The sequence below is a fragment of the Mesorhizobium sp. M0815 genome (assembly GCF_040319995.1).
GTDB lineage: Bacteria > Pseudomonadota > Alphaproteobacteria > Rhizobiales > Rhizobiaceae > Mesorhizobium.
Genome location: NZ_JAMYOU010000002.1, coordinates 167,605 through 191,209 on the forward strand (window position 1 = coordinate 167,605; position 23,605 = coordinate 191,209).

Consider the following 23,605-nt stretch of genomic DNA (forward strand, 5'->3'; position numbering starts at 1 on the left):
CCCGGCGCGCATCTCCGAAGTGAAACCTCCGGAGGCGCAAATCCAAAATGTCGGCGCGTCCCCTCGCTTCACTGGACGCGCAGCATGCCGGCCGCGGCCCCGAATCAAACTGCCGGAGCCTCGCGGCCCCGGCAGCATCGCATCGCTTCGCTCAGGCAGCCAGACCTGTTTGGCCCGGCTTGCCTGCCCTTATTGGTTCAACACGGCCTTCTGCGGATTCGGTGGGAACGCCGGATCGGTCTTCTGGCCGCGCAGCAGCTGCTCGGCATAGATGAGCTGCAAATCGTCCTTCGGTTCCGGCGGCACATAGGCTGCCGAGCCCGAACCGGTCGTGCCTTCGTCGGCGCCCTTGATATGGCCCTTGAGGTCGGATTCGCCGCGCGTCAGGTCCCTGCCCTGCAGTTCCGCCGGCAGCGGCTGGTCAACCTTGATATCGGGCGTGATGCCCTTGCCCTGGATCGACTTGCCGGACGGTGTGTAATAGAGCGCCGTCGTCAACCGCAGCGCCCCGTTCTCGCCAAGCGGAATGATGGTCTGCACCGAACCCTTGCCGAAGGACTGCGTGCCGACCACCGTGGCGCGGCGCAGATCCTGCAGCGCGCCGGCAACGATTTCCGAGGCACTGGCCGAGCCGCCATTGACGAGCACGATCAGCGGCTTGCCGCCGATGTCGTCGCCGGCCCGCGCGTCGAAGCGGGTGACGTCCTTCGGATCGCGGCCGCGCGTCGAGACGATCTCGCCACGGTCGAGGAAGGCATCCGACACACTCACCGCCTGGTCGAGCAAACCGCCCGGATTGAGGCGCAGGTCGAGCACGTAACCCTTGAGCTTGTCGTTCGGCACCTGCTTCTTGATGGTGTCGATGGCATTCTCGAGGTCGTCATAGGTCTTTTCGGTAAAGGAGGTGATCTTCATGTAGCCGATGTCGTTTTCGACCCGGAACTTCACCGCCTTGACCTTGATGATGTCGCGCACGACCGTCAATTCGATCGGCTTGTCGGCGCCCTGGCGCAGGATGGTGAGCTTGATCGGCGTGTTGACAAGCCCGCGCATCTTCTCGACGGCGTCGTTGAGCGTCAGGCCGCGGACCTCCTCGCCGTCGATCTTGGCGATATAGTCGCCGGCGAGCACACCAGCCTTGGCGGCCGGCGTATCGTCGATCGGCGTGATCACCTTGACCAGGTCGTTCTCCATGGTGACCTCGATGCCGAGGCCGCCGAACTCGCCCTTGGTCTGCACGCGCATGTCCTGCGCTTCTTCGGCATTCATGTAGGAGGAGTGCGGGTCGAGCGAGGACAGCATGCCGTTAATGGCATTTTCGACCAGCGATTTGTCGTCGGGCGGCGTCACATAATTCGCCCGCACCCGCTCGAAGATATCGCCGAAGATCGCCAGTTGCTTATAGGTCTCGGAGCCCGCAGCCTTCGCCGTCGAGCCGGGCGCGCCATAGACCAGGCTCATCGCCGATGCACCCATCAGCGCACCGGCAAACAGAAGCGACAGTTTCCGCATCATTCACGTCCTTCCAGAAAAACGGTCCGCCCACCATGGGGCCGGATCGACGGGTTTTCCATCCTTGCGGAACTCGACATAGAGCTCCGGCGTGGCATTTCCATTCTTCGATGCCGAGGTGCTCGCCACCCGGGCCTCTCCCATCGCGCCGACCGGCTCACCTGCGAGCACCGACTGGCCAGACGCGACGCTGATTCTGCTCATCCCCGCCAGGACGACATGATAGCCGTCACCCGCATTCAGGATCAAGAGTTGACCGTAAGAGCGGAAAGGCCCCGCATAAAGCACGTTTCCATCCGCCGGCGCTGTGACGATGGCTCCCGATTGTGTCGCAACCATGTCACCGAGCATCACCGCGCCGTTACCGTCGTTGGCCCCGAAGCGCCGCTTGATCCTGCCGGTGACCGGCAGCGCGATCTGCCCTTGAAGCGCGGAAAACGGCGCAGCAGCGGTGAGCCTGTTGCTCTCCGGCACCGGCAGCGAGGCCAGTTCCGTTGGCGCCGGGGCCGATGCCGGGCCCTTGTCGGCGTCCACCGTCTTTTGCTCGGCTGCCTTGGCCGCATCCGCCGCCTTGCGGGCCCTGTCGGCCTCGAGCGATGCGATCAGCTCTTTCAGGCTGCCGGCCTTGGCCGCCAGCGTCGCGGACCGTTGCTTTTCGGCGGCCAGCGCGGTTTGCGTATCGGCGGCGAGCTTCTGCTTGGCTTCGAGCAGCATGCCGAGCCGCTTTTTTTCCGCCGCCTGCTCGCCGACCGCTGCCGTCAGCCGCGCCCGCTCGGCCTCGATCGAGGCCGTCACCCGCGACTGCTCTTTGAGATCGGCCAGCAACATGTCGGTCTGCTGGCGCAGTTCCGGCACCACGGCACCGAGCAGGATGGCGCTGCGCACCGACGACAATGCGTCCTCCGGCTTGACCAGGATCGCCGGCGGCGGATTGAGCCCCATGCGCTGCAGCGCGCCGAGCACTTCGGCCAGAACGTCACGTCTGGCGGCCAGTGAGGCGCGTATCTTCTGCTCCTGCGCCTTCAGCCCTTCCAGCTTGCCGCCAATGTCCTCGATGTCCTGGCCGAGCTTCTGCTCGGTCATCGCCGACTGGATCAGTGCCGCGGTGATCGAGGCATGGTCCTTCTTGACCGCCGCTATGTCGGCGGCGAGCTTGGCCAGCCGCTCGGACGACAGCGTGATCTCTTTCGATACCTTTTCGTATTCGGCGCGGCTCTGGTCCGGGTCCGGCGCCAGGTCGAGCGTGTTCTCAGCCCGCGCGATCCCGAGCGAAACCACGATCACCGCCGCTGCGATGCCGTAGCGCACGCGCCAGGAGCCCGTTCGTGATTTCCAGTCTTCAGACATTGAAGCCCAACTCTATGCGCGGCTTCGTTAACGAACCATCAACCATGTTCGAGCCCGGCCGCCATCCGCAAACCCCTATGAGCCCAAACTGTCGATGAGCATTGGGGCAGAAATCCGGGCGACTGGCGTCAATTCGCTGATCGAACCGGCTTCATGAACGATGGTAGGGGTGGCCGGAAAGGATCGTGGCCGCCCTGTAAAGCTGCTCGCCCAGCATGACGCGGACCAGCTGATGCGGCCAGGTCAGCGCGCCGAGCGACACCGTCAGATCAGCCAAGTCACGCAGCGACTGGTCATGGCCGTCGGCGCCGCCAATGGCGATCACCAGCGCCTTGCGCCCGCCATCGCGCAGCAAGCTTATGCGGCCGGCGAAATCCTCGGAGGAAAGGTTCTTGCCGCGCTCATCCAGCAGCATCAGCGCCGTGCCCGGTTGCAAGTGGGTCTGCAGCTTCTGGCCTTCCTCGCGCCGGCGCTCATTGGCCGTCTGCGCGCGGCCTTCGGCAATCTCGGCGATCCCGGCGAATTCGAGGCCTACGGCAGGGCCGCTCTTGGCGAAACGCTCGAAATAGCGGTCGGCCAACTGCTTCTCGGGGCCGGCTTTCATTCGGCCCACGGCATGAACGGTAATCTTCATCCCTGCCTCGGAGAGCCGCTGATGCGTGTCGCACAACGACATGCATCAAGACGAATACGGCTCAGTGGAGGGTCTCTTCCTCAAGATCCGGCGCCTGCCACATCTTTTCGAGATTGTAGAAGTCGCGGACCTCGGGACGGAAGACATGGACGATGATGTCGCCCGAATCGATCAGGACCCAGTCGGCGCCAGCCAGCCCCTCGACGCGCGCCGTGCCGAGCCCGGCATCCTTGAGCGCCTTGAGGAGATGATCGGCGACAGCCGAGACATGACGGTGCGATCGGCCCGACGCGACGACCATGTAGTCGCCGAGGCTCGATTTCCCCTGAATGTCGATTGAGACGATGTTTTCGGCCTTGGAGTCTTCCAGACTGGCAAGGACTGTCTTGATGGCGCGGGACACGGCGTCGTTTACGCTGATCCCGGCCGGCGAAGGCACGATGTCGGCCTTCTTCCGCAGTGCTGTTCTCAGTGTATTTCCTTTCGCAGCAAGAACAACCAAATCACCTTTCAAATCAGGTGACACTGCTTAGATAGGCAGAGTTAGGTTGCAGTTTCAAGACACCGCTCGCAAGCAGACGCCCGGTAACGGCCGAATATGCGGCTTTTCCGGGCCAGAAATTCGGAACCGCCTCGCCCCGCAGCGGTTATCGGCTCATCCACGAACCGGAATCCCGACATGCCGATCGATCCTCAGAACGCCCTCCTCACCGTGCAATCCGGCCTGGCGCAACTCAGCACGCTGATCGTCTCCTACTCGCTTTCGGCGGTCGGCGCCGTCATCCTGCTGGTCATCGGCTACATCGTCGCCGGCCTCGCCGAGCGTTCGATCTATGCCGGCCTCGGCCACGTTCACGGCTTCGACGAAACGCTCCGCCATTTCTTCTCGCAGGTCGTCCGCTACGCCATCCTCGGGCTTGTCGTGATCATGGTTCTCGGCCAGTTCGGCGTGCAGACGGCTTCGATCATTGCCGCCATCGGTGCCGCCGGCCTGGCCATCGGTCTGGCGCTGCAAGGCACGCTGCAGAACATTGCCGCTGGCATCATGCTGCTGGCGCTGCGGCCGTTCCGCATCGGCGAATATGTCGAGGTCGGCGCCATATCCGGTACCGTCGAGGAGATCGGGCTGTTTGCAACAACGCTGAGGACGGTCGAAGGTGTCTACGTGCTTGCACCTAACTCGACCCTGTGGAACCAGCCGGTCCGCAATTTCACCCGCAATGGTGTGCGCCGCGGCGACATCACGCTCAGCATCGGCTCGTGGAACGACATCGATTTCGCGCAAAAGACCATGCTCGGTGTCGCCGCCGCCGACCGGCGCGTCAGGCGGCAGCCGGCGCCGATCGCCTTTGTCGCGACTGTCGGGGACAGCACCGTCGCCATCACCTTGCGCTACTGGACGGCGGCTGCCGATTTCTTCGCCGCCCAGATCGACCTCACCAAGAGTGTCAAGCAGGCGTTCGATGCCGAAGGCCTTTCAATTCCGGCGCCGGCGCCGCAAGCGCCGCAGCCGGAGGCCTCAGCCACGCAGCAATAGAGCATTTGAAGCCAGCCCGCAGATGGCCCTCAAAGCTCTCCGCGCCCGCGCTGATCTTCGGGCGCGAAGGCGAGATCGACAGGCAACGGCGCCTGCGCCGTCATCGGCGCGAAACTGCCGGTCTCGGTGGCGGGCACGGGCCGCACCATGCCGACGCGCCAGAGAACGAACAAGCAGTAGGCGGCGGCAATGACGATTGCCACATAGATGAAGGCCTGCGTGCCATAGATGGCGGAAAGCCCGGTCACAATGCCGGGCACGACGAAGCCGGACAGCGACCAGGCAAACAAGAGCGAGCTCGACAGCGCCACCATGTCGTCCTTGCCGGCGCGGTCGCCAGCATGGGCGCTGGCCAGCGAATAGATCGATTCCGAGGCGCCGTCCCAGACCACGTAGATGACGAGCAGCGTCGCCAGAGCGCCACCGTCGAAACCCAGTGCAAACAGGCCCGCCGCGGCGGCAAGCGCCGACGCCGCGATCAGCACAAAGCGCCGGTCGGTGCGGTCGGAAATCCAGCCGAGGGGAATCTGCAGGATCAGCGTGCCGACCGGCATTGCCGAAAGCAGCAAGGCGACGTCGGCCTGGCTTGTAGCCTCTGGCGGTGGCATGGATTGGCGCAAAACCTGAAATCGTCATCGACAGGCCGCCGACGGCAAGCATGCCGGCAACGCCGACCGGCGAGATTCGCCAGGCGCGGCCGAGCGCCACCGACGCCGCTTGCGGCGCCGGTGGCTGCGCGAGCCGCGTCAGCCCGACGGGAAGGATCGACAGCGCGGTGAAGGCAATGCCGATCAGCGGCGCATCGGCCGCGCGGATATCGATCAACGCCAGCGTCGAATAGCCGACGCCGAGTCCGGCGACATAGGCAACGTAGAAGATAGCCATGACCCGGCCGCGGATGGCGTTTGCGACGACATCGTTCAGCCAGCTCTGCGCGACAATGAACAGGCCGCATATGGCAAAGCCGTAGAGCGCCCGTGCAGCGATCCATGGCAATGGGTGCGGCCCGGCGCCGACCGCGGCGTTGGACAGCACGATCAGCGCCGACAGTACCATGAACACGCGGGCATGGCCGACACGCCGCACCAGCGGCCCGGTCAGGATGCAGCCAGCGAGGCCGCCAGCCGAAAGGCCGGTGACGATCAGCCCCGCCCAAGTCGGATCGAAGCCCTCGGCGCCGAGCCGGACTGGGATATAGGCGAACATGAGCCCATTGCCGACGGCGATCAGCGCCATCGACAAGAGGATGCTGGCAATGGCGATCGAGGGCGCCGGCTGCCCTAGACCGTTCTTGTCCTGGTCGCGCTCGAGAATCGTCATGACCGAGGATCGCCCATCAAGCAGGTCAAGGCAGCGGCAAATGCGACATGGCTGGACTTGCCTTCCGCCCGCTCAGCCCTTTGCCACATTGCGGATCGCGCTCGACGACAGCGACGAACGCGGGCCGTGGATGAAGGTCCAGGCCGGCGCGTTCATGCGGGCGAGCCGCGGTGCGTCGCCTTCGTCGACGCGGGCATAGTCGAAAGTCTTGGCGACCACGGACGACAGGAACGACAGCGTCGCACCTGGCCGGTCGACCACCGCGATCGGGAACGTCATCACGATACGGCGCCAGCGCTGCCAGCGGTGGAAGTCGCGAAGCGAATCGGCCCCCATGATCCAGACGAAATCGACGCCGGGGTTACGCGCCTTGACCAACGCCAGCGTGTCGGCGGTGAAGCGGACGTGGTGGGCCGCCTCGAAGGCGGTGACCTTGATCTTCGGGTTCTTGGCGATCTTTTCAGACAGCTGCAGCCGCTCGGCCAGCGGCGCAAGTTCACCAGCGTTCTTGAGCGGATTGCCGGGCGTCACCATCCACCACAGCTGGTCGAGAGCAAGGCGTCTGAGCGCGATCTCGGCGACCAGCGCATGCCCGGCGTGCGGCGGATTGAACGAACCGCCAAACAGCCCGACCGCCACGCCTTTCCCGGCATGCGGCATCTTGAGGTAACGGGAGGATATGGCATGTTCGGACAAGGCAAGCATGCGTCAGGCACCCCCCTCTGCCCTGCCGGGCATCTCCCCCTCAAGGGGGGAGATTGTCAGCTTCAATGACAGCTTGAATTCTGCCCGCCCGGCAATTGGCGAAATCGCGAACGAGAGCTGATCTCCCCCCTTGAGGGGGAGATGTCCGGCAGGACAGAGGGGGGTGGCTGGGCGCAAGGCTTCAGGTTCTTTGAACACAAAGCTTCAAGGCCTCACCTGTCCCGACCCGCGTACACGATATTTGAACGACGTCAGTTGCTCGACGCCGACCGGTCCGCGGGCATGCATCTTGCCGGTGGCGATGCCGATTTCGGCGCCCATGCCGAATTCGCCGCCATCGGCAAACTGGGTCGAGGCGTTGTGCAGAAGGATCGCCGAATCGACCTCGTTGAAGAACCGGTCGACCGCTGTGGCGTCCTCGGCGACGATCGCCTCGGTGTGATGCGAGGAGAACGTCTCGATATGCTCGATCGCGCCGCCAATGCCGTCGACCAGCTTCACAGCGATGATCGCGTCGAGATATTCGGTCACCCAGTCTGCATCGGTCGCGGGCTGGGCATCGGCATAAAGCCTCAGCACCTCGGCATCGGCATGGATTTCGCATCCTGCCGCCCGTAGGGCCTCGAGGATCGGCACCAGGTGCGTGACGGCGACGGCACTGTCGACCAGCAGCGTCTCGGCAGCGCCGCACACCCCGGTGCGCCGCATCTTGGCATTGACCGCGATCTTGACCGCCATGTCGAGATCAGCCGATCGGTCGATATAGAGATGGCAGATGCCCTCGAGATGGGCGAAGACCGGCACCCGCGCCTCCTTCTGCACACGCTCGACCAGGCTGCGGCCGCCGCGCGGAATGATGACCTCGAGATTGCCGGAAAGCCCTTTCAGCATTTCGCCGACGGCGGCGCGATCGGTGGTCGGCACCAATTGTATGGCATCCTCCGGCAGCCCGGCTGCCTTCAGCCCCTCGACCAGGCAGGCATGGATCGCGGCGGAAGAATTCGCTGAATCCGAGCCGCCGCGCAGGATCACCGGATTGCCCGCCTTGAGGCAGAGCGCACCGGCATCGGCGGTCACGTTCGGCCGGCTCTCATAGATGACGCCGATGACGCCTAGCGGCGTGCGCACCCGTTCGATGTGCAACCCGTTCGGCCGGTCCCATCCAGCAATGATTTCGCCGATTGGGTCGCGCAACTCGGCGATCTCGCTGATGCCGTCTGCCATGGCGCGGATGCGGACGGGATCGAGCTTCAGCCGATCCATCGACGCTGCCGATAGGCCAGCCTCCTCGCCATTTCTGATGTCGATTGCGTTGGCGTCGAGGATATCCTGCTCATGCCGAAGGATCGCCTGAGCCATGCCGACCAGCGCCTTGTGCTTGCGCTCGGCCGCTGCGATGGCCAGCGGTCGGGCCGCGGCATGCGCGCGGCGGCCGATATCGGCCATCAGCGCGACGGTGTCATCCCGGGATTTTTCATGCAGCGTCAGCATGGCTCATCCTCCGCTATGTAACCTGGTCACCGACTACTTGCTCACCACCGGCATGGCTCACCACAAGGTCGTCGCGGTGGATCATCGCCGAACGCGCCTCGTAGCCGAGCACGGTTTCGATCTCGGTCGTCTTCAGCCCAGCGATCCTTACGGCATCGGCGGCATCATAGGCAACCAGCCCGCGCGCTATCTCGCGGCCCTCGGGCGACAGGATCGCCACCGTGTCGCCACGCGCAAAATTGCCGCTGACCAATTTGACGCCGGCCGGCAGCAGCGACTTGCCGGAGAGCAGCGCGCCGATGGCGCCGGCATCGACGGTCAGCCGGCCAGCCGGTTCGAGCTGCCCGGCGATCCAGGTCTTGTAACCTTTGACCGGGCTGCTGCTCGGCCGGAAGAAGGTGGCGCGCTCGCCGCGCTCGATTGCCAGCAGCGGCGACAGCCGCGTGCCTGATGTGATGATCATGGCGGTGCCGGCGGCGGTTGCAATCTTGCCGGCATCGAGCTTGGTGCGCATGCCGCCGCGCGACAATTCCGAAGCGGCGGCACCCGCCATCGCCTCGATGTCGGGGGTGATGCGGTCGACGATCGGAATGAACCGAGCGTGCGGGTCACGCGCAGGCGGTGCCGTGTAGAGCCCGTCAATGTCGGAGAGCAGCACCAAAAGGTCGGCGCCCATCATGGTGGCGACGCGCGCCGCCAGCCGGTCGTTATCGCCATAACGGATTTCGGAGGTGGCCACCGTATCGTTCTCGTTGATGACCGGCACCGCCTTCATCTTGAGCAGCGTCGAGATCGTCGCCCGCGCGTTGAGATAACGGCGGCGCTCTTCCGTGTCGCCGAGCGTCAACAGGATCTGGCCCGATTTCAAACCATTCTTGCCGAGCGCATCCGACCAGGCGCCGGCCAAGGCGATCTGCCCGACGGCGGCCGCCGCCTGGCTCTCCTCGAGCTTCAGCGCCCGCTTGCCGAGGCCGAGGATGGTGCGGCCAAGTGCAATCGCACCGGAAGACACAACGAGAATTTCGGCGCCGCCATTGGCCAGCACGGCGATGTCGTCGGCAAGCGAGGCCAGCCAGTCGCGCTTCAGGCCCGTCGTGCGGTCGACAAGCAGCGCCGAGCCGATCTTGACGGCAATGCGCCGATAGTTTTTCAGCGATTGCGCGGCCATGGCTATGCGTTCCAGCGCGTCTCGACCGGCGCAGCGACAGCTTCGCGCGCCTTCGCCACCACAGCCATCAGCGCGCGCAACACCGCCTCGACGCCCTCGCCGGTGACCGCCGAAAGCAGCATCGGCGCGCGGCCGGCGGCGCGTTTCAGCGAGGCGGCCTTCTTTTTGCGTGCGTCGGCATCGAGTATGTCGACCTGCGAAAGAGCGACGATCTCGACCTTGTCGGTCAGCCCGTTGCCATAGGCGTCGAGTTCGGCACGCACGGTCTTGTAGGCCTTGCCCGGATTTTCTTCCTGCGCCGAGACGAGGTGCAGAAGGACGCGCGTGCGTTCGACATGGCCGAGAAAGCGGTCACCGATGCCGACGCCTTCATGCGCGCCTTCGATCAGGCCGGGAATGTCGGCAATGACGAATTCGCGCCCGTCGATGCGGGCCACGCCAAGGCCCGGATGCAGCGTGGTGAAGGGATAGTCGGCGATCTTCGGCTTGGCCGCGGTGACGGCCGCCAGGAAGGTCGACTTGCCGGCATTGGGCAGCCCGACCAGGCCGGCATCGGCGATCAGCTTCAGCCTGAGCCAGATATTGAGCTCTTCGCCCGGCAGTCCGGGGTTGGCGCGGCGCGGCGCCTGGTTGGTCGAGGTCTTGAAATGCTGGTTGCCGAAGCCGCCATTGCCGCCCTTGGCCAACAGGAAGCGCTGGTCGACGACCGTCAGATCGCAGATCAGCGTCTCATTGTCCTCGGCAAAGACCTGTGTTCCGGCCGGCACTTTCAGCGTCACGTCGGCACCCTTGGCGCCGGTCATGTTGCGGCCCATGCCGTGCGTCCCGGTCTTGGCCTTGAAATGCTGCTGGTAGCGATAGTCGATCAGCGTGTTTAGTCCGTCGACCGCCTCCACCCAGACATCGCCGCCGCGGCCGCCGTCGCCGCCGTCCGGGCCGCCGAACTCGATGAACTTTTCGCGCCGGAACGACACCGAACCGGCGCCGCCGTCGCCGGAGCGGATGTAGACCTTGGCTTGATCGAGAAATTTCATCGGATTGTATGGTTTCTGCTATTGGCTTTGCGGGATTGCTCTAAAGCAAGGCGGGTCGAAGGGCGAGGGCCGTTTTTGCTACTGTAACGTCGCGCGTATCTCTGGACGCGTAGCATTTGGTTGACCCTTGCCGAAAATCGATCTTCGGCTTTCCAAGCGCGAGATGTCGGAATGAAGCTGGTAACTTACAATATCCACTACGGCATCGGCCTCGACGGCCGCTATGATGTCGGTCGCATCGCCGATGCGGTGCGCGGCGCCGACGTGATCGCGCTGCAGGAGGTCACCCGCGGCAACCCGAAGAATGGCGGCCGCGACATGGTGGCCGAGCTCGGCGAGGCGCTGCCCGACTATTTTGCCGTCTACGGCAGCAATTTCGAAGCCGACGCCGGATCGCGCCTGGAGAACGGCCGCGCCATCACGACCACCTTCCAGCTCGGCAACATGGTGCTGTCGAGAACGCCGATCCATCTGTCGCGCAATCTCCTTTTGCCGCGCAGCCGCAGTTTCGAGGCGATGAACTTCCAGCGCGGCGCGCTGGAGGCGCTGATCGAAACGCCGCTTGGCTTCGTCCGCTTCTATTCCACTCATCTCGACCATCGCAGCCCGGTCGAACGCCTGAGCCAGATCCGCTTTCTGCGCGAACGCCTGTTGAACTACCCGCTCGAGGGCGGTGGGCTCTCCGGCGTCGCCGAGATCGGCTTACCGGACTTGCCTTGTCCCGAAGCCTTCGTCGTCATGGGCGACTTCAACATGCTCGCCGGATCGCCGGAACACGTCGAACTCGCCGGCCAGCCTGACCATGAATTCGGCATGCCGGTGACCGCCGACCTCGCCGTCGATGCCGCCGCGCGCCTCGGCGCGGCCGGCGCCGATCTCGTCACCTGGGTCGACCCCAAGCGGCCGGGCGATGCCAGCCGCCACAAGCGCATCGACTACATCTTCACCAGCGCCTCGCTTACCAAATCGCTGAGGCGCCTGTGGGTCGACCGGCAAGCGGCCGGTTCGGATCACTTGCCGGTCTGGGTCGAGATGGCGTGAGCCGCATCCATCAAAAATGCACCCAATTCCTGAGGCTGGTCCAGGTCTTGCGATCGAGGCGGTAGCGCTCGACCGGCACCTGGCCGGCAACGATCGAATTCAGCATGCCCTGGCCGGCATACTGGAAGCCGCATTTGTGGATGACCCGGCGCGAGGCCGGATTGATCACCCGCGTCGAGGTGTGCAGCACCTGGATCGTGGTTCTCTGGAAGGCAAGGTCGACCAGTGCGTGCGCTGCCTCCGTCGCGTAGCCGCGTTTCCAGTACGGCTCGCCGATCCAATAGCCGAGCTCCAGCCCGCGATCCGTGGTGTTGAGCCCGGCACAGCCGACGAAGGTCTCGGTGCCGGCCAGCGTCAACGCATAGGCGATTCCGGCCCGGCGCGATGCCGTCATAGCCAGGAAAGCGCGTGCCTCGGCCTCGCCATAGGGATGCGGCATGCGGGCCAGCATTTCCGCGACATGGCGGTTATCGGCGAGCGCCACCAATTGCTCGATGTCGCTTTCACGCGGGGCCCGCATGACCAGCCGCTCGGTGACCAGGACCGGGCAATCTATCGCGTAACTTTCGTCGTCTGTCGCTTCCGCTTCGGCAACCATGTCAGTCCTCCAGGCAAGAAAAAGGGGAGATGGAAACCCATCTCCCCTGATCCATTTCCTGGCTTGGCCAGACACCGGTCCCGAGATGGGTGCCGGTGTTCTCTTGCGGAACCGGCTACTCCGCTGCCTTCGTCATCGGGTTCACCGATACGTAGGTTCGGCCATTGGCTTTTTTGTTGAAGGTGACTGCGCCAGCTTCCAGCGCAAACAGCGTGTGGTCCGTGCCAATGCCGACATTGGTGCCGGGATGCCACGTCGTGCCACGCTGACGAATGATGATGTTGCCCGGAATCACGGCTTCGCCGCCGAACTTCTTCACGCCGAGCCGCTTGGAATGGGAGTCGCGACCATTGCGCGACGATCCGCCAGCTTTCTTGTGTGCCATCTAACTACTCCGATGCGCCGCAAGGCGCCTAAACGATCTTATGAACGCGTTCGCGTTCCGTTTCAAGTCCGATCCGGCGACGATTGCGCCGGTTCGTTCTACTTCTTCGCCAATTCCTTGGCCTGCTCGCGCCAGTCCTTGATCTGGTCGGCGCTGAACGGCATGTGCTCGTCGATCTTGGCGACATCCTTGTCGGACAGCTTGGCGATCTGGGCGAAGGTGGTGATGCCCTGTTCGTTGAGCTGGCCGGCGGCAACCGGGCCGATGCCCTTGATCACCGTCAGGTCATCCGGCTCGCCCTTCGGCGCCTTGAACAACGGCGCGGCGGCTTCACTTGCCTCGGCCTTGCCTTCCTTCTTCGGCGCAGCCTCTGCCTTGGCTGCGGCCTTCGGCGCAGCTTCAGCCTTCGCCTCGGTCTTGGCGGCAACTTCGGCCTTCGCTTCGGTCTTGGCGGCGGTCTTCTTCGCCGGCTTGGCGCCACCCAGCAGGATCTCGGCGATCCTGACAGTGGTCAAAAGCTGGCGATGGCCGATCTTCCGGCGCGAATTCTGCCGGCGACGCTTCTTGAAGGCGATGACCGTGCGGTTCTTGCCCTGCTCGACGACTTCGGCGGTGACCATCGCACCATCGACGAACGGCGCGCCGAACGTGACGTTCTCGCCTTCGCCATGCGCGAGCACATTGCCGATTTCGACGATGTCGCCGACATTGGCTTCGAGTTTTTCGATCTTCAGGAGATCGTTGGCGGCAACGCGATACTGCTTGCCGCCCGTTTTGATGACTGCGAACATTTTTTGCCTTTCGCTGTTCGGTCGGCCTTGATGAACCGCCTGAGGCGGTTCGGCCGTCTTTTTGTCAGTCTGCGGGTTCAAAAAACAAGCGGCGCGGAAGATCCCTCCACGCCGATTGCGCGCTGTCCCTAACCGAAGGTTCGGCTTGAGTCAAGGCAAGCGCCGCGGGCAAGCTGCGAATGGGCTGAGCCCAGTCCGGCAAACATGGAACATCGGGCACCGCAGCTTTGAACGCAGCACGGACGGGAACCTGCGGCGCCGGGGCAGATTGGCCCTTGTAACCTGCCTGTCCAGCCGTTATCTAGTGCGCCGCGCCGGCAACGGCGGACCATGACCGCGGAGAGGTGGCAGAGTGGTCGAATGCACCGCACTCGAAATGCGGCATGGGTGCAAGCCCATCGGGGGTTCGAATCCCTCCCTCTCCGCCAGTGATCCTAATTTCATTTTTTGATTTTTGCCTGCCGAACTCAGCCATAAATGCTCGTGAAGCCGCGGAGCTCAATTGCAGCCCGGCGTTAACCCTTGGCCCGCTAGGTCGTTGACCAAGCAACCGAGCGGTGTTGCGGAAGGTTGTCGGTTCGCAATGTGGGTCAAGCGAGCGTCAGCTGGATCGTGTATTTGGTGATCGACCCGTCGCGAACCTACCCACGACCTCATCGAGCACATGGAACGGAGCAAGAAACCACTTTCGTGGTCGCATTGGATGGTGGCTGGGTTCCGTCGCGAGCAGTTGCTGATCAACGCGGTGACTTGTGTCTGGGTCGGCAAGTTCACCAAAAATCACCGAGCGATGCACTAACTGCTGGAGTGCGCCCCGCCTTCGACGTATAAATGGCGCTACATTCCGGGAGGAAGAGCCATGAATGCAGTGCCTCAATGGTGGCTTGCAGGCGACTGGTTCGACATCTGCAGCTGCGATATCCCTTGCCCTTGCGAGTTCGCCCAGCGGCCGACCGGCAATCACTGCCAGGGCGTGCTCGCCTGGCATGTACGCGAGGGTCAGTATGGCGACGTGAAGCTCGACGGCCTGTCGCTGGTGGCGCTCGGCGAGTTCGAAGGCAATCTATGGGCCGGCGAGGCAAAGGCTGTGATGGGCATGTACCTCGACGAGAAGGCGAACGAGCGGCAACGTGAAGCCCTGCAGGCGATCTTCGGCGGGCAGGCTGGCGGCTGGCCGGCGGGTTTTGCCGCCAACATCGGCGAGATGCGTGGCATGGAGTTCGTGCCGATCACTTTCGAGGTGGCGGGCGACCTTGCCACCTGGCGGGTCGAGATTCCTGGCCTCGTCGTCGGGCATGCGGAAGCGCTTTCAGGTCCCACAACACCACCCGGCAAGCGGGTGCAGACGATCAACCCGCCGGGCTCGGAGGTCGGCCCGGGCCAGGTTGCCACCTGGGGGCGTTCGGTCGAGGTGAGCACCAAAGGCTTCGGGCTCGACTGGACGGGCACGGCGCGCTCGAGCAAACACATTCCGTTCGACTGGACCGGCCCGAACTAGGACGTGCCGATGCCTGACGCGTTCCCCGGGAAATCGTCGCGGCTCCGGAATTTGCGTGGCATGCCGCTCGGTGTTCTCGCATCGCTCGTCGTGCTAACAGCGGCGGCGTGGGCGCTGACCCTCAGCATGGATATGCCGATGGGCATTGCGGTGCGCGGCGGGATGGAGGGTATGGAAGGCATGGCCGGCATGGCGATGGCAGGAATTGCCGCCGACGGCTGGTCACTTGCCGGCGCCGCCGCCTTTCTTGCTGTATGGACGGTGATGATGGCTGCCATGATGCTGCCGGCGGCCGCGCCCATGATCTTTATGTTCGCGGCGGCGCAGGCCAGGCGCGAACAGCACGTTGCCATCCCGACGTGGATATTCGTCGCGGGTTACATGCTCGTCTGGGCGGCGGCGGGCCTTCTCGTGTATGTCCTGGTCCAGTTCGGAAGCGAGTTTGCGACCAGCCTCGATCCGCCTCAGCGTTCGAAATGGGCGCCGCTCGCGCTCGGTATCACGCTTGGCGTCGCCGGACTCTACCAATTCACGACCCTCAAGCACATTTGCCTCAGCCATTGCCGTTCGCCGCTCGCTTTCGTTGCGCAGCATTGGCGCGACGGGCGGGTTGGCGCACTCGAGATGGGGCTGCGGCACGGGCTCTATTGCTTTGGTTGCTGCTGGGCGCTGTTTGCCGTGCTGGTCGCGGTGGGCATCATGAGCGTCGCCTGGATGCTGCTGTTGACGCTGGTCGTCTTCGTCGAGAAGCTGCTGCAGCGCGGCCGCCGCTTCGAAGTTGCCTTGGGCATTGCGCTGATGGCCCTCGGGATCGCTGTATCGTTCGGCGCGATCGAGATGCCTTGGATGAGCGGCTAGCCCCCAGCCGGGTGGTGAAATTCCAAACATATCGGTCCTTAAGGATAAGGGCGGGTCGTTGTGTTTGGCGAACCGATACTAGCAGCTGGCAGCCCTCTGATCGGGTCGGTGATGGCTCAAGATGGCGGGCTATGCAGCCTTCCGCCGCAATTGGCTCACACTCAGCCACACCGCCGAAACCAGGAAGTAGAGGGCGCCTACTGCGGCATAGCCGGCCACGTTGGTGATGGATGGCGGCATCGGCATCCGCGCCTGCGCGATGAAAAACGTGCCTGCCAGTGCTGATTGCCCTCCGCTCAGGATCATCGCCCACTGCGCGCCAGAGCTCTTCCAACGGCGGACCGCGGTGCCGAGTTGAAGCAGGCCAGACAGGATCGCCCATAGGCCGAACACCCCAAGCACCCAATTCATGCTCATCTTCAGCGCAACAACGACCGCGAGCGTTGTCGCCGCGCTGACCACGACGTTGATGGTCTGGGTGCGATTCTGTCCCAATCCTCCGCTGCGCGATGCGTCGACAAAATTGGCGAGGGCATCCCATGCAGGATAAGCCACGAGCAAAACCGCCGCCGCCACCCCGGAATTCTGTCCCACTGTAAAGGCAGCCGCCACCCAGACAGCCGAGACCGCCGTCCGTGCGAAGTAATAGAGCTTGAGCCATTGTTCCTGGCTGGCGCGGGAAAGATCGCTACTGTGAACCGTCATTGGATGTCCTTTCGACTAGTAGGTAGGTCTCTCGACGAACGTCGCAGAGCCGTTACGGCGATGGTTATTTGAGGTCTTAGGATTGTATCTGGAGGGAACGCGGAGCGAGCCGCTCCAGGAGCGGGCGTGTCACGACGGCGAATATCTTCGGATCGCCATAGGCCCGTGCCGAAAGCATCGCGCCGTGGACAGTCGCCATGAACGCTTCAGCCTCGGCACGAGGGGCACCCATCAGTTGGAATCGGCCGAGCCGCGCACCGCGCTCCAGCACGGATGTCAGCCAAGCCGACAGGGAGCGGAAATGCGCCCGGACCTCAAGGCCAACTTCCTCGGGCAGCACGGGGAGCTCGCTTGCCAACAGCGCGCAGATACAAAACGGAGCGCTGGCATCCGCGATGCAGACTTCCCAATAGCCAGCGTAGTCCTGAAGCTGTTCGAGCGGATCGGAGACCTGAAGTTCGAGATTCGCCATCCCCGCTTCAGCTTCTTCCCGATACCGCGCAACCAGCGTTCGGACCAGATCGACCTTGCTTGGGAAATGGTGATGGATGCTCGCCTTACGAATCCCGACCACATCAGCGATGTCGGCATAACTGAAACCGTTGTAGCCGCCAGCGACGATCAGAGAACGCGCACAAGCCAGGATGTCGTCGGAGGTAGTAGACACGTTGCCCATGCCCCTACCTACCTTCTGGTAGGATGGCAGTCAAGCCCTCTTGCAACACAACGACCAAAGCGAGAGCAGTAGCGTGGAATTGGGTGGCTATGGCGCAGACGTCATTCGATGTTCCTTGTGTCTCGGCCGCCATCAATTCAAAAAAGCGTCCGGTGTTTGTCGATCGAAGTAGCCGTCCCACTTCGACGAGAAGGCAACACCCTCCGGCCGACCGGACCACCGCTAATCGCCGCGCGGCTCTGGGCGTTTGCACCGACTGCGCTATCTCCCCATCGTTAGCCTTGTTCTATCGCTGGTTGAGATCGGGAGGTTTCCATGGATCGGCGACTATTTTTGACAGGAATGTTTGGCATTGCCGGGGCCGCGGCCCTTGCAAGCACAGTTCGGCCAATCAACGCAGTGGCCGGCGTTCCAACTGCCAGAAACGGCATTCTCGATGAACTCGAGACGCCGGACGTCGAGACCTTCGACGACGATACTCAAGCAGAGTTGCAACCAGTCTATCATCGCCGGTGGCACCGGCCGCGCCGGCGCCGCCGGCGTGCTTGGAGAAGGGTCTGTCGCGTTTACTGGCGGAATGGCTATCGGCGCAGGCGGTGCTTCCGCAGGCGCGTCTGGGTCTGGTTTCGATTCTAGCAATTGGCCGGCTTGAACCCTGGCCATCGCGGCCGGGGTTTTCGCCTCAGGCGACCGTTAGTGCCCTTAGAGAGTTTGTCTGACGGCGCCGGAGGAGGCTGACGGTGTTTGCAGGTTTCAGAGCCACCAGCTTGCGACTGGACGATACGACCATTTTCGCAAGGGTCGGTGGCACCGGTCCGCCGCTGCTGCTTCTTCACGGTTTTCCAGAGACGCATCTGATGTGGAGGGATATCGCCGCAGCCTTGGCGCCCCGCTTCACGGTGGTCGCCGCCGACCTTCGAGGCTATGGCCAAAGCGGCTGCCCGGTTTCCTCTGCCGATCATAGCCAATACGCCAAGCGCGCCATGGCCGGCGACATGGTTCAAGCCATGAAGCAACTGGGGTTTGAGCGATTCATGGTTGCCGGACATGATCGCGGCGGGCGGGTTGCCTATCGCCTTGCGCTCGACCATCCGGACAAAGTCCTCAAAATCGCCGTCTTCGACATCATCCCCACCGCCGCAACATGGGATCGGGCGGATGCCAGACTGGCGCTCGGCTTCTGGCCCTGGAGCCTGCTTGCCCAGCCGGAGCCCCTGCCGGAACGTCTGATTGGCGCGGCTCCCGATGCCGTCGTCGACGATGCAATAACGCAATGGGGATCGTCGACGAAAATGGTCTCCAAAGAGGTCAGGGACGCCTATGTTGATGCGCTTCGCGATCCCGCGCATATTCATGCGATATGCGAAGAGTATCGCGCCGCTGCGACGATCGATCGTGAACATGACGCGCTGGACCACGCAAACGGTCGTCGCATCGAGTGCCCGCTAATGGCGCTATGGAGTGGCGAAGGCGCCCTGGAGAACTGGTATGCGCAAGAAGGCGGGCCGCTGGCTATCTGGAGGAAATGGGCTGACAGAGTGGAAGGACGCGCTGTCCAAGGCGGGCACTTTTTCCCAGAAGAGCACCCCGACGATAGCAGCGGTTCTCTCGGAATTCTTCGAGGACAAATAGGACGGTCAGGACAGAGGGTTGTAGAGGTCACATGCTTCAGTTACGCGGAACCTCGGGAGTGCTTAGCGGCCCGAGGTCGAGAATCCTCCGATATTCGTCTGTCCGGCATCAACGTGCTTGATAAGAGAATGAAGCCGATCTCCACGGCCACGCCTGTGATATGCAGCCTGATGTTTGTCGGAAGTTGTGCATCGCCTTTGCCTGCATCCTTTGATGCTGCGAAATACGACAAGATGAGTTGCGTCGAGCTCAACGTGGCGATCGGCACGGTCGCTGACGAGATGTCGGCAACAGCCATCGCTCGCGGCAAAGTCGTCCACACCAACATTCCGGACTGGCTGTGGGGAGGGCAGCGTGTCGCCTCGACCGTCGCTGCCCGCCAAAGCGCGAAGATCGAGCGCTTGCGGCAGCAGGAGGCTGCGATTGCAGCGGCGAGACGAAGCAGGTGCTGATTGCGTCGCTGGAGTGGGTCTTCAACCCGAGAGACCGGACTGATGCGCAGCGATCGCGCCGAGGAATATCTCGCCGAAATCCTTGAGCTTGGCGGCGCCGACGCCGTTGACCGCGGCGAAGGCGTCCAGATCACGCGGGCAGCGTTCAGCCATATCGATCAGCGTACGATCCGAAAAGATCACGAAGGCCGGCACTTGGCGTTCCCGGGCAAGACGCAGCCGTACCGCCTTGAGCGCGGCCAGCAGCGCCGAATCCAGACCTTCCGTGCCTGCTGCGGTATCCACAGGACGTATCTTGCCTCGCGATGACTGGCGCGCGTCCACGCGATACCGGAATGAAGCCTCGCCCCGGGCGAGTTCACGGCCTTTCTCGGCGACGGCGAGGCCGCCATGGCCGGCTGAGTCCAATGTCAGGAACCCTCCCGCGACGAGTTGGCGAAGCAGCGACAGCAAGAGACTCTTCTTATGCGCCACACCGGTGCCGAAGCTGGCAAGCCTGTGGTGGTTCCTGGCCAGGACCTTCTCGGTCTCATGGCCGAGCAGGACATCGACAACGTGGGCAGCGCCAAAGCGCTCGCCGGTCTGTGTGATCGCTGCCAGGATGATCCGCGCCTCGGCGTCGCCATCCGCATGCGGCGCCTGGTCGAGGCAGTTGTCGCAATTGCCGCAAGGCGAAGCACTTTCGCCGAAATAGCCAAGCAGGATCTGGCGGCGGCACTGCGCCGTCTCGCAATAGCCGATCAACGTATCGAGCCGGCCATGCGCGCGCCTCTTGTGCTCCGCCGGTGCGCCCTCGTCGTCGATGAAAAGCCGGCGCATACGGATGTCGCCGAGACCGAAGAGCATATGCGCCTCGGCCGCCCGCCCGTCGCGGCCCGCCCGCCCGATTTCCTGATAGTAGGCTTCCAAGCTGCCCGGCAGGTCGGTGTGGAAGACATAGGCGACGTCCGGCTTGTCGATCCCCATGCCGAAGGCGATGGTCGCCACCATCACCACCCCGGACAAGGTCATGAAAGCGTTTTGATTCGCTTCACGCGCGTCCTTGCTCATGCCGGCATGATAGGCGAGCGCGCGTACGCCGTTCCGCTCGAGGAACGCCGCCATCTCTTCGGTCTTTTTGCGCGACAGGCAATAGACGATCCCGCTTCGGCCGGCATGGCGCTGCACGAAATTCAGCAATTGGCGCTTGCTGTCCTGCTTGGGCTCGATGCTTAGCTTGATGTTCGGTCGGTCGAAGCCGAGCACCACGGTATCGACGCGCCCGTCGAACAGTTGCGCGGCAATGTCGGTGCGCGTCGTCTCGTCCGCAGTCGCCGTCAGCGCAATGATCGGCACATCGGGGAAGATGCCGCGCAGCCGCGACAATTCTTCGTATTCGCGCCGGAACGCCGGTCCCCATTGCGAGATGCAATGTGCCTCGTCGATGGCGATCAGCCGGACATCGAGCTTGGTCAACGCCTCGAGCATCCGCGGGGTCATCAGCCGCTCCGGCGCAAGATAGAGCAGCCGTGTCTGCCCTGCCGCGACGCGGCGCCATGCAGCGACATTGGCATCGCGATCGAGCGAGGAATTGATCGTATCGGCCGCCACACCGGCAAGGCGCAATGCGGCGACCTGGTCCTGCATCAGCGCTACCAGCGGCGAAACGACAATGGTGAGCCCGCCCAGCACCAGCGCCGGGACCTGGTAGCAGAGCGATTTGCCCGCACCCGTCGGCATGACGGCCAGTACATGATGCCCGGCCAGCAGCGCCTCCATCACGGCCGCCTGGCCGAGACGAAAATCATCGAAGCCGAAGACATCCTTCAGGACGCGCCGCTTGGAATCCTCTGCCGGTATGCTCGCCGCAATCTGCATTACAGAACTTTCGCGGATACGACCTGCCGAAATTCCCCGGCGAATCGCCGGGTGATTGCCTGGACAGCAGATTCGAACATTTATCGACCCCTCTGGTCCTGTCCTCGGCACCGGCTGAAGCGAACTTCTCTCTCATTGGCCGATATCAGACCGTCGTTCCAGCCCCTATTCGCCTTGGCTGTGAATATCGCGCCGCCTCGGAGCGGTTAATCCTATCTTCACCATCATTCGGCAGGTTCAGGTTCTGCGGTGATGTTTTGAGTACCGCGGCGCCACAAGCGCCCAGGCAACACGCCCGCGTCTCTCCGGAGGCGCGGGTTTTTCGTTCCGAGAACTGACAGCCTGATCTTCGGGCCCGCAGCTCAGTCGAGGAAATCGGCGCGGGGCGGCGTAAAGTTGTCGACCAGTCGTCCCGCCTCCAGTGCCTTGACGCCATGGACCAGGTTGGAAGGAACGATGAAGCTGCTTCCGGTTTCCAAGATCTCGGTCCTGCCGTCGATGGTGACCTCGAAGTGGCCTTCGGCGACGTAGCTCGCCTGGACATGCGGATGCGAATGCAGCGCGCCGACGCCGCCCTTGTCGAAGGCGAACTCGACCATCATCAGTTCGTCCGTGTGCAGGAGCACGCGCCTGCGGTTGCCATCCGGCGTCGGCGTCCACGCACCCTCGCCGGCATGCGAGAAGATCTTGGTTCCGGTCATCGCCAAACTCTCATCTTTTGTTGTTCATCGCGCCAGCCAGCCACCGTCCACCGGCATCACCGCGCCGTGCATATAGTTCGACGCCGGCGCCAGCAGGAAGACGGCTGCGTCGCCGATGTCTTCCGGCGCGCCCCAGCGCCCGGCCGGAATGCGCGCCAGGATCGAAGCGCTGCGGTCGGGATCGGCACGCAGCGCCTCGGTGTTGTTGGTCTCGATATAGCCTGGCGCAATGCCGTTGACGTTGATGCCCTTTGCCGCCCATTCGCAGGCGAGCAGTCGGGTGATGCCGAGCACGCCATGTTTGGAGGCGGTGTAGGAGGCGACGCGGATGCCACCCTGAAAACTCAGCACCGAAGCGATGTTGACGATCTTGCCACGCCGTCCCGGGTCGGCAAGCACGCGCCTGGCAAAACTCTGGCTGAGGAAGAACACCGTCTTGAGGTTGACGCCGATGACGTCGTCCCAGTCGGCTTCGGTCAAGTCGACCGCATCGGCACGCCGGATGATGCCGGCATTGTTGACCAGGCCGTCGAGCGGCCCCGTATCGTCCCAGACGCGGTCAAGCATCGCCTGGGCGGCGGCATCATCGCCAAGGTCGCAGCGGACCGCCTCAAAGCGTCCGCCGGCCGCCGCAATCTTCTCCGCCGTCTCGTCCATCGCCGAGCGACCGACGCCGACGACCGCGCCGCCGGCACGCGCGATCGACACGGCGATACCCTGGCCGATGCCGGTATTGGCGCCGGTGACGAGGATACGCTTGCCGGCAAGGCTGAAGGCCGAGAGGTCGCTCACTTGAGCTCCTCCATCGCCACCAGGTCGACATCGGTATAGTCGACATTGTCGCCGGCCATCGCCCAGATGAAGGCGTAGTTCGAGGTGCCGGCGCCCGAATGGATCGACCATCCCGGCGACAGCACCGCCTCCTCGTTGCGCACGACGAGATGACGCGTTTCGTCCGGTTCGCCCATGAAGTGAAACACCCGCGCCGTCTCCGGCAGGTCGAAATAGAGATAGGCCTCCATGCGCCGGTCATGCACATGGCACGGCATGGTGTTCCAGACCGAACCGGGGGCAAGCTGGGTCATGCCGACGACCAGCTGACAGGTCTTCACGCCGTCGGCATGGATGAACTGAAAGATCGAGCGCTCGTTGGAGGTCGCCTGGCTGCCGAGATCGAGCCGCTTGGCATCGCCGATGCGGATCAGCCGGTTGGGATGGCTCTGATGCGCCGGCGCGCTTAGCAGGTAGAACTTAGCCGGCTCAGCCGGATTGGTCGCAGCGAACGACACCTCATCGGTGCCCATGCCTAGATAGAGCATGTCGCGCGCCTGCAGCTCGTAGGATTGGCCGCTGGCTTTCACGACGCCTGCACCGGCGATGTTGACGATGATCATCTCGCGGCGGTCGAGAAAATTCTTGGTCCCGGTTGGCTTGATCGCCTGCAGCGGCAGCGGCGCGCCGGCGGGCATGGCACCGCCGACGATCATGCGGTCGTAATGGGTGTAGGTCAGGCTGATACGGCCGGGCTGGAACAAGTCCTCGATCAGAAAATTGTGACGCAGTTCGTCCGTGCCCATCGCCGCGGCAGAAACAGGATCGATGGCAAAGCGCGAGGTGAAATCCGTATGATTGTCAGTGTGATTCATTGCTGTCCCATGGAGCT

21 protein-coding genes, 1 tRNA gene and 2 pseudogenes are annotated in these 23,605 nt (G+C 63.5%); 6 read left to right on the forward strand and 18 right to left on the reverse strand.

What is annotated here, in order from left to right; genetic code table 11:
- Positions 1-189: 189 nt before the first annotated feature.
- The 4 genes from NKI01_RS03470 to rsfS all read right to left on the reverse strand — a co-directional run bounded on the left by NKI01_RS03470 (position 190) and on the right by rsfS (position 3,932).
- The gene (locus tag NKI01_RS03470) at positions 190-1,515 is read right to left on the reverse strand and encodes a S41 family peptidase (RefSeq protein WP_023719673.1); all 1,326 of its coding nucleotides are present in this window, start codon (positions 1,513-1,515) and stop codon (positions 190-192) included.
- On the reverse strand, positions 1,516-2,859 hold the full coding sequence (locus NKI01_RS03475; RefSeq protein WP_352494137.1) for a murein hydrolase activator EnvC family protein: 1,344 nt from the start codon (positions 2,857-2,859) through the stop codon (positions 1,516-1,518). It abuts the gene before it with no gap.
- 151 nt (positions 2,860-3,010) lie between these two features.
- On the reverse strand, positions 3,011-3,493 hold the full coding sequence (rlmH, locus tag NKI01_RS03480) for a 23S rRNA (pseudouridine(1915)-N(3))-methyltransferase RlmH (RefSeq protein ID WP_023719675.1): 483 nt from the start codon (positions 3,491-3,493) through the stop codon (positions 3,011-3,013).
- A gap of 61 nt (positions 3,494-3,554) precedes the next feature.
- Positions 3,555-3,932: a ribosome silencing factor gene (gene rsfS, locus NKI01_RS03485; RefSeq protein WP_023678068.1), complete on the reverse strand. Its 378-nt coding sequence runs from the start codon at positions 3,930-3,932 to the stop codon at positions 3,555-3,557.
- 240 nt (positions 3,933-4,172) lie between these two features.
- Here rsfS and NKI01_RS03490 point away from each other — a divergent pair, with 240 nt between their 5' ends.
- Complete coding sequence (locus NKI01_RS03490) at positions 4,173-5,030, forward strand: mechanosensitive ion channel family protein (RefSeq protein WP_023719676.1); 858 nt, start codon at positions 4,173-4,175, stop codon at positions 5,028-5,030.
- A gap of 29 nt (positions 5,031-5,059) precedes the next feature.
- On the opposite strand, the pseudogene NKI01_RS03495 reads toward NKI01_RS03490, so the two are convergent.
- From NKI01_RS03495 to obgE, 5 genes and pseudogenes are all read right to left on the reverse strand, one after another.
- Positions 5,060-6,350: pseudogene (locus NKI01_RS03495) on the reverse strand (MFS transporter).
- A 72-nt stretch (positions 6,351-6,422) separates the two neighbouring features.
- A complete protein-coding gene (locus NKI01_RS03500) occupies positions 6,423-7,010 on the reverse strand; it encodes a nicotinate-nucleotide adenylyltransferase (RefSeq protein WP_031194203.1) in 588 nt (195 codons plus the stop codon).
- A gap of 249 nt (positions 7,011-7,259) precedes the next feature.
- Positions 7,260-8,546 (reverse strand): glutamate-5-semialdehyde dehydrogenase, encoded by a 1,287-nt coding sequence (locus NKI01_RS03505; protein WP_352815009.1) that lies wholly within the window; start codon positions 8,544-8,546, stop codon positions 7,260-7,262.
- A 13-nt stretch (positions 8,547-8,559) separates the two neighbouring features.
- A complete protein-coding gene (gene proB, locus NKI01_RS03510) occupies positions 8,560-9,714 on the reverse strand; it encodes a glutamate 5-kinase (protein ID WP_023719680.1) in 1,155 nt (384 codons plus the stop codon).
- A 2-nt stretch (positions 9,715-9,716) separates the two neighbouring features.
- On the reverse strand, positions 9,717-10,748 hold the full coding sequence (obgE, locus tag NKI01_RS03515; protein ID WP_352961874.1) for a GTPase ObgE: 1,032 nt from the start codon (positions 10,746-10,748) through the stop codon (positions 9,717-9,719).
- A 171-nt stretch (positions 10,749-10,919) separates the two neighbouring features.
- Between obgE and NKI01_RS03520 the strand changes: the two genes are divergently transcribed.
- Positions 10,920-11,789 (forward strand): endonuclease/exonuclease/phosphatase family protein, encoded by an 870-nt coding sequence (locus tag NKI01_RS03520; RefSeq protein ID WP_352787935.1) that lies wholly within the window; start codon positions 10,920-10,922, stop codon positions 11,787-11,789.
- Between the two features lie 10 nt (positions 11,790-11,799).
- On the opposite strand, the gene NKI01_RS03525 is transcribed toward NKI01_RS03520, so the two are convergent.
- The 3 genes from NKI01_RS03525 to NKI01_RS03535 all read right to left on the reverse strand — a co-directional run bounded on the left by NKI01_RS03525 (position 11,800) and on the right by NKI01_RS03535 (position 13,563).
- Complete coding sequence (locus tag NKI01_RS03525) at positions 11,800-12,387, reverse strand: GNAT family N-acetyltransferase (RefSeq protein ID WP_352961878.1); 588 nt, start codon at positions 12,385-12,387, stop codon at positions 11,800-11,802.
- A gap of 115 nt (positions 12,388-12,502) precedes the next feature.
- Entirely contained in the window at positions 12,503-12,772 is a 270-nt protein-coding gene (gene rpmA, locus NKI01_RS03530) for a 50S ribosomal protein L27 (protein WP_023678077.1), read from the reverse strand.
- Positions 12,773-12,870: 98 nt separating this feature from the next.
- Positions 12,871-13,563, reverse strand: coding sequence for a 50S ribosomal protein L21 (locus NKI01_RS03535; protein ID WP_352961881.1), 693 nt, complete (start codon positions 13,561-13,563; stop codon positions 12,871-12,873).
- Between the two features lie 338 nt (positions 13,564-13,901).
- On the opposite strand from NKI01_RS03535, the gene NKI01_RS03540 reads away from it, so the two are divergent.
- The 3 genes from NKI01_RS03540 (at position 13,902) to NKI01_RS03550 (ending at position 15,919) form a co-directional block, all read left to right on the forward strand.
- Positions 13,902-13,991, forward strand: a tRNA-Ser gene (locus NKI01_RS03540).
- Between the two features lie 431 nt (positions 13,992-14,422).
- Entirely contained in the window at positions 14,423-15,061 is a 639-nt protein-coding gene (locus NKI01_RS03545; RefSeq protein ID WP_352588206.1) for a DUF1326 domain-containing protein, read from the forward strand.
- Positions 15,062-15,121: 60 nt separating this feature from the next.
- Positions 15,122-15,919, forward strand: coding sequence for a DUF2182 domain-containing protein (locus tag NKI01_RS03550; protein ID WP_245278614.1), 798 nt, complete (start codon positions 15,122-15,124; stop codon positions 15,917-15,919).
- A 129-nt stretch (positions 15,920-16,048) separates the two neighbouring features.
- On the opposite strand, the gene NKI01_RS03555 is transcribed toward NKI01_RS03550, so the two are convergent.
- The gene (locus tag NKI01_RS03555) at positions 16,049-16,624 is read right to left on the reverse strand and encodes a DUF308 domain-containing protein (protein WP_352961885.1); all 576 of its coding nucleotides are present in this window, start codon (positions 16,622-16,624) and stop codon (positions 16,049-16,051) included.
- Positions 16,625-16,700: 76 nt separating this feature from the next.
- Entirely contained in the window at positions 16,701-17,300 is a 600-nt protein-coding gene (locus tag NKI01_RS03560; RefSeq protein WP_352494133.1) for a TetR/AcrR family transcriptional regulator, read from the reverse strand.
- 740 nt (positions 17,301-18,040) lie between these two features.
- Between NKI01_RS03560 and NKI01_RS03565 the strand changes: the two are divergent.
- A pseudogene (locus NKI01_RS03565) lies at positions 18,041-18,910 on the forward strand (alpha/beta hydrolase); the annotation flags it as partial.
- A 495-nt stretch (positions 18,911-19,405) separates the two neighbouring features.
- On the opposite strand, the gene recQ reads toward NKI01_RS03565, so the two are convergent.
- The 4 genes from recQ to kduI form a co-directional block, all read right to left on the reverse strand.
- Complete coding sequence (gene recQ / locus NKI01_RS03570; RefSeq protein WP_352961888.1) at positions 19,406-21,241, reverse strand: DNA helicase RecQ; 1,836 nt, start codon at positions 21,239-21,241, stop codon at positions 19,406-19,408.
- A gap of 362 nt (positions 21,242-21,603) precedes the next feature.
- On the reverse strand, positions 21,604-21,942 hold the full coding sequence (locus tag NKI01_RS03575; RefSeq protein ID WP_352908547.1) for a cupin domain-containing protein: 339 nt from the start codon (positions 21,940-21,942) through the stop codon (positions 21,604-21,606).
- A 24-nt stretch (positions 21,943-21,966) separates the two neighbouring features.
- Entirely contained in the window at positions 21,967-22,734 is a 768-nt protein-coding gene (gene kduD / locus NKI01_RS03580) for a 2-dehydro-3-deoxy-D-gluconate 5-dehydrogenase KduD (protein WP_352480961.1), read from the reverse strand.
- Positions 22,731-23,588, reverse strand: a complete 858-nt coding sequence (kduI, locus tag NKI01_RS03585; protein ID WP_023719694.1) for a 5-dehydro-4-deoxy-D-glucuronate isomerase — start codon at positions 23,586-23,588, stop codon at positions 22,731-22,733. The genes kduD and kduI overlap by 4 nt, the downstream gene beginning before the upstream one ends.
- Positions 23,589-23,605: the final 17 nt, after the last annotated feature.

What these genes read in the sequence shown, in the direction of transcription:
- NKI01_RS03575 (WP_352908547.1), bottom strand. Translation starts at nt 21,942, where the DNA reads ATGACCGGAACCAAGATCTTCTCGCATGCCGGCGAGGGTGCGTGGACG.
- NKI01_RS03505 (WP_352815009.1), bottom strand. Translation starts at nt 8,546, where the DNA reads ATGCTGACGCTGCATGAAAAATCCCGGGATGACACCGTCGCGCTGATG.
- NKI01_RS03500 (WP_031194203.1), bottom strand. Translation starts at nt 7,010, where the DNA reads ATGCCGCATGCCGGGAAAGGCGTGGCGGTCGGGCTGTTTGGCGGTTCG.
- rlmH (WP_023719675.1), bottom strand. Translation starts at nt 3,493, where the DNA reads ATGAAGATTACCGTTCATGCCGTGGGCCGAATGAAAGCCGGCCCCGAG.
- NKI01_RS03520 (WP_352787935.1), top strand. Translation starts at nt 10,920, where the DNA reads ATGAAGCTGGTAACTTACAATATCCACTACGGCATCGGCCTCGACGGC.
- NKI01_RS03470 (WP_023719673.1), bottom strand. Translation starts at nt 1,515, where the DNA reads ATGATGCGGAAACTGTCGCTTCTGTTTGCCGGTGCGCTGATGGGTGCA.
- kduI (WP_023719694.1), bottom strand. Translation starts at nt 23,588, where the DNA reads ATGAATCACACTGACAATCATACGGATTTCACCTCGCGCTTTGCCATC.
- proB (WP_023719680.1), bottom strand. Translation starts at nt 9,714, where the DNA reads ATGGCCGCGCAATCGCTGAAAAACTATCGGCGCATTGCCGTCAAGATC.
- NKI01_RS03525 (WP_352961878.1), bottom strand. Translation starts at nt 12,387, where the DNA reads ATGGTTGCCGAAGCGGAAGCGACAGACGACGAAAGTTACGCGATAGAT.
- rpmA (WP_023678077.1), bottom strand. Translation starts at nt 12,772, where the DNA reads ATGGCACACAAGAAAGCTGGCGGATCGTCGCGCAATGGTCGCGACTCC.
- recQ (WP_352961888.1), bottom strand. Translation starts at nt 21,241, where the DNA reads ATGCAGATTGCGGCGAGCATACCGGCAGAGGATTCCAAGCGGCGCGTC.
- NKI01_RS03535 (WP_352961881.1), bottom strand. Translation starts at nt 13,563, where the DNA reads ATGTTCGCAGTCATCAAAACGGGCGGCAAGCAGTATCGCGTTGCCGCC.
- NKI01_RS03550 (WP_245278614.1), top strand. Translation starts at nt 15,122, where the DNA reads ATGCCGCTCGGTGTTCTCGCATCGCTCGTCGTGCTAACAGCGGCGGCG.
- NKI01_RS03560 (WP_352494133.1), bottom strand. Translation starts at nt 17,300, where the DNA reads ATGGGCAACGTGTCTACTACCTCCGACGACATCCTGGCTTGTGCGCGT.
- NKI01_RS03555 (WP_352961885.1), bottom strand. Translation starts at nt 16,624, where the DNA reads ATGACGGTTCACAGTAGCGATCTTTCCCGCGCCAGCCAGGAACAATGG.
- NKI01_RS03490 (WP_023719676.1), top strand. Translation starts at nt 4,173, where the DNA reads ATGCCGATCGATCCTCAGAACGCCCTCCTCACCGTGCAATCCGGCCTG.
- NKI01_RS03545 (WP_352588206.1), top strand. Translation starts at nt 14,423, where the DNA reads ATGAATGCAGTGCCTCAATGGTGGCTTGCAGGCGACTGGTTCGACATC.
- NKI01_RS03475 (WP_352494137.1), bottom strand. Translation starts at nt 2,859, where the DNA reads ATGTCTGAAGACTGGAAATCACGAACGGGCTCCTGGCGCGTGCGCTAC.
- obgE (WP_352961874.1), bottom strand. Translation starts at nt 10,748, where the DNA reads ATGAAATTTCTCGATCAAGCCAAGGTCTACATCCGCTCCGGCGACGGC.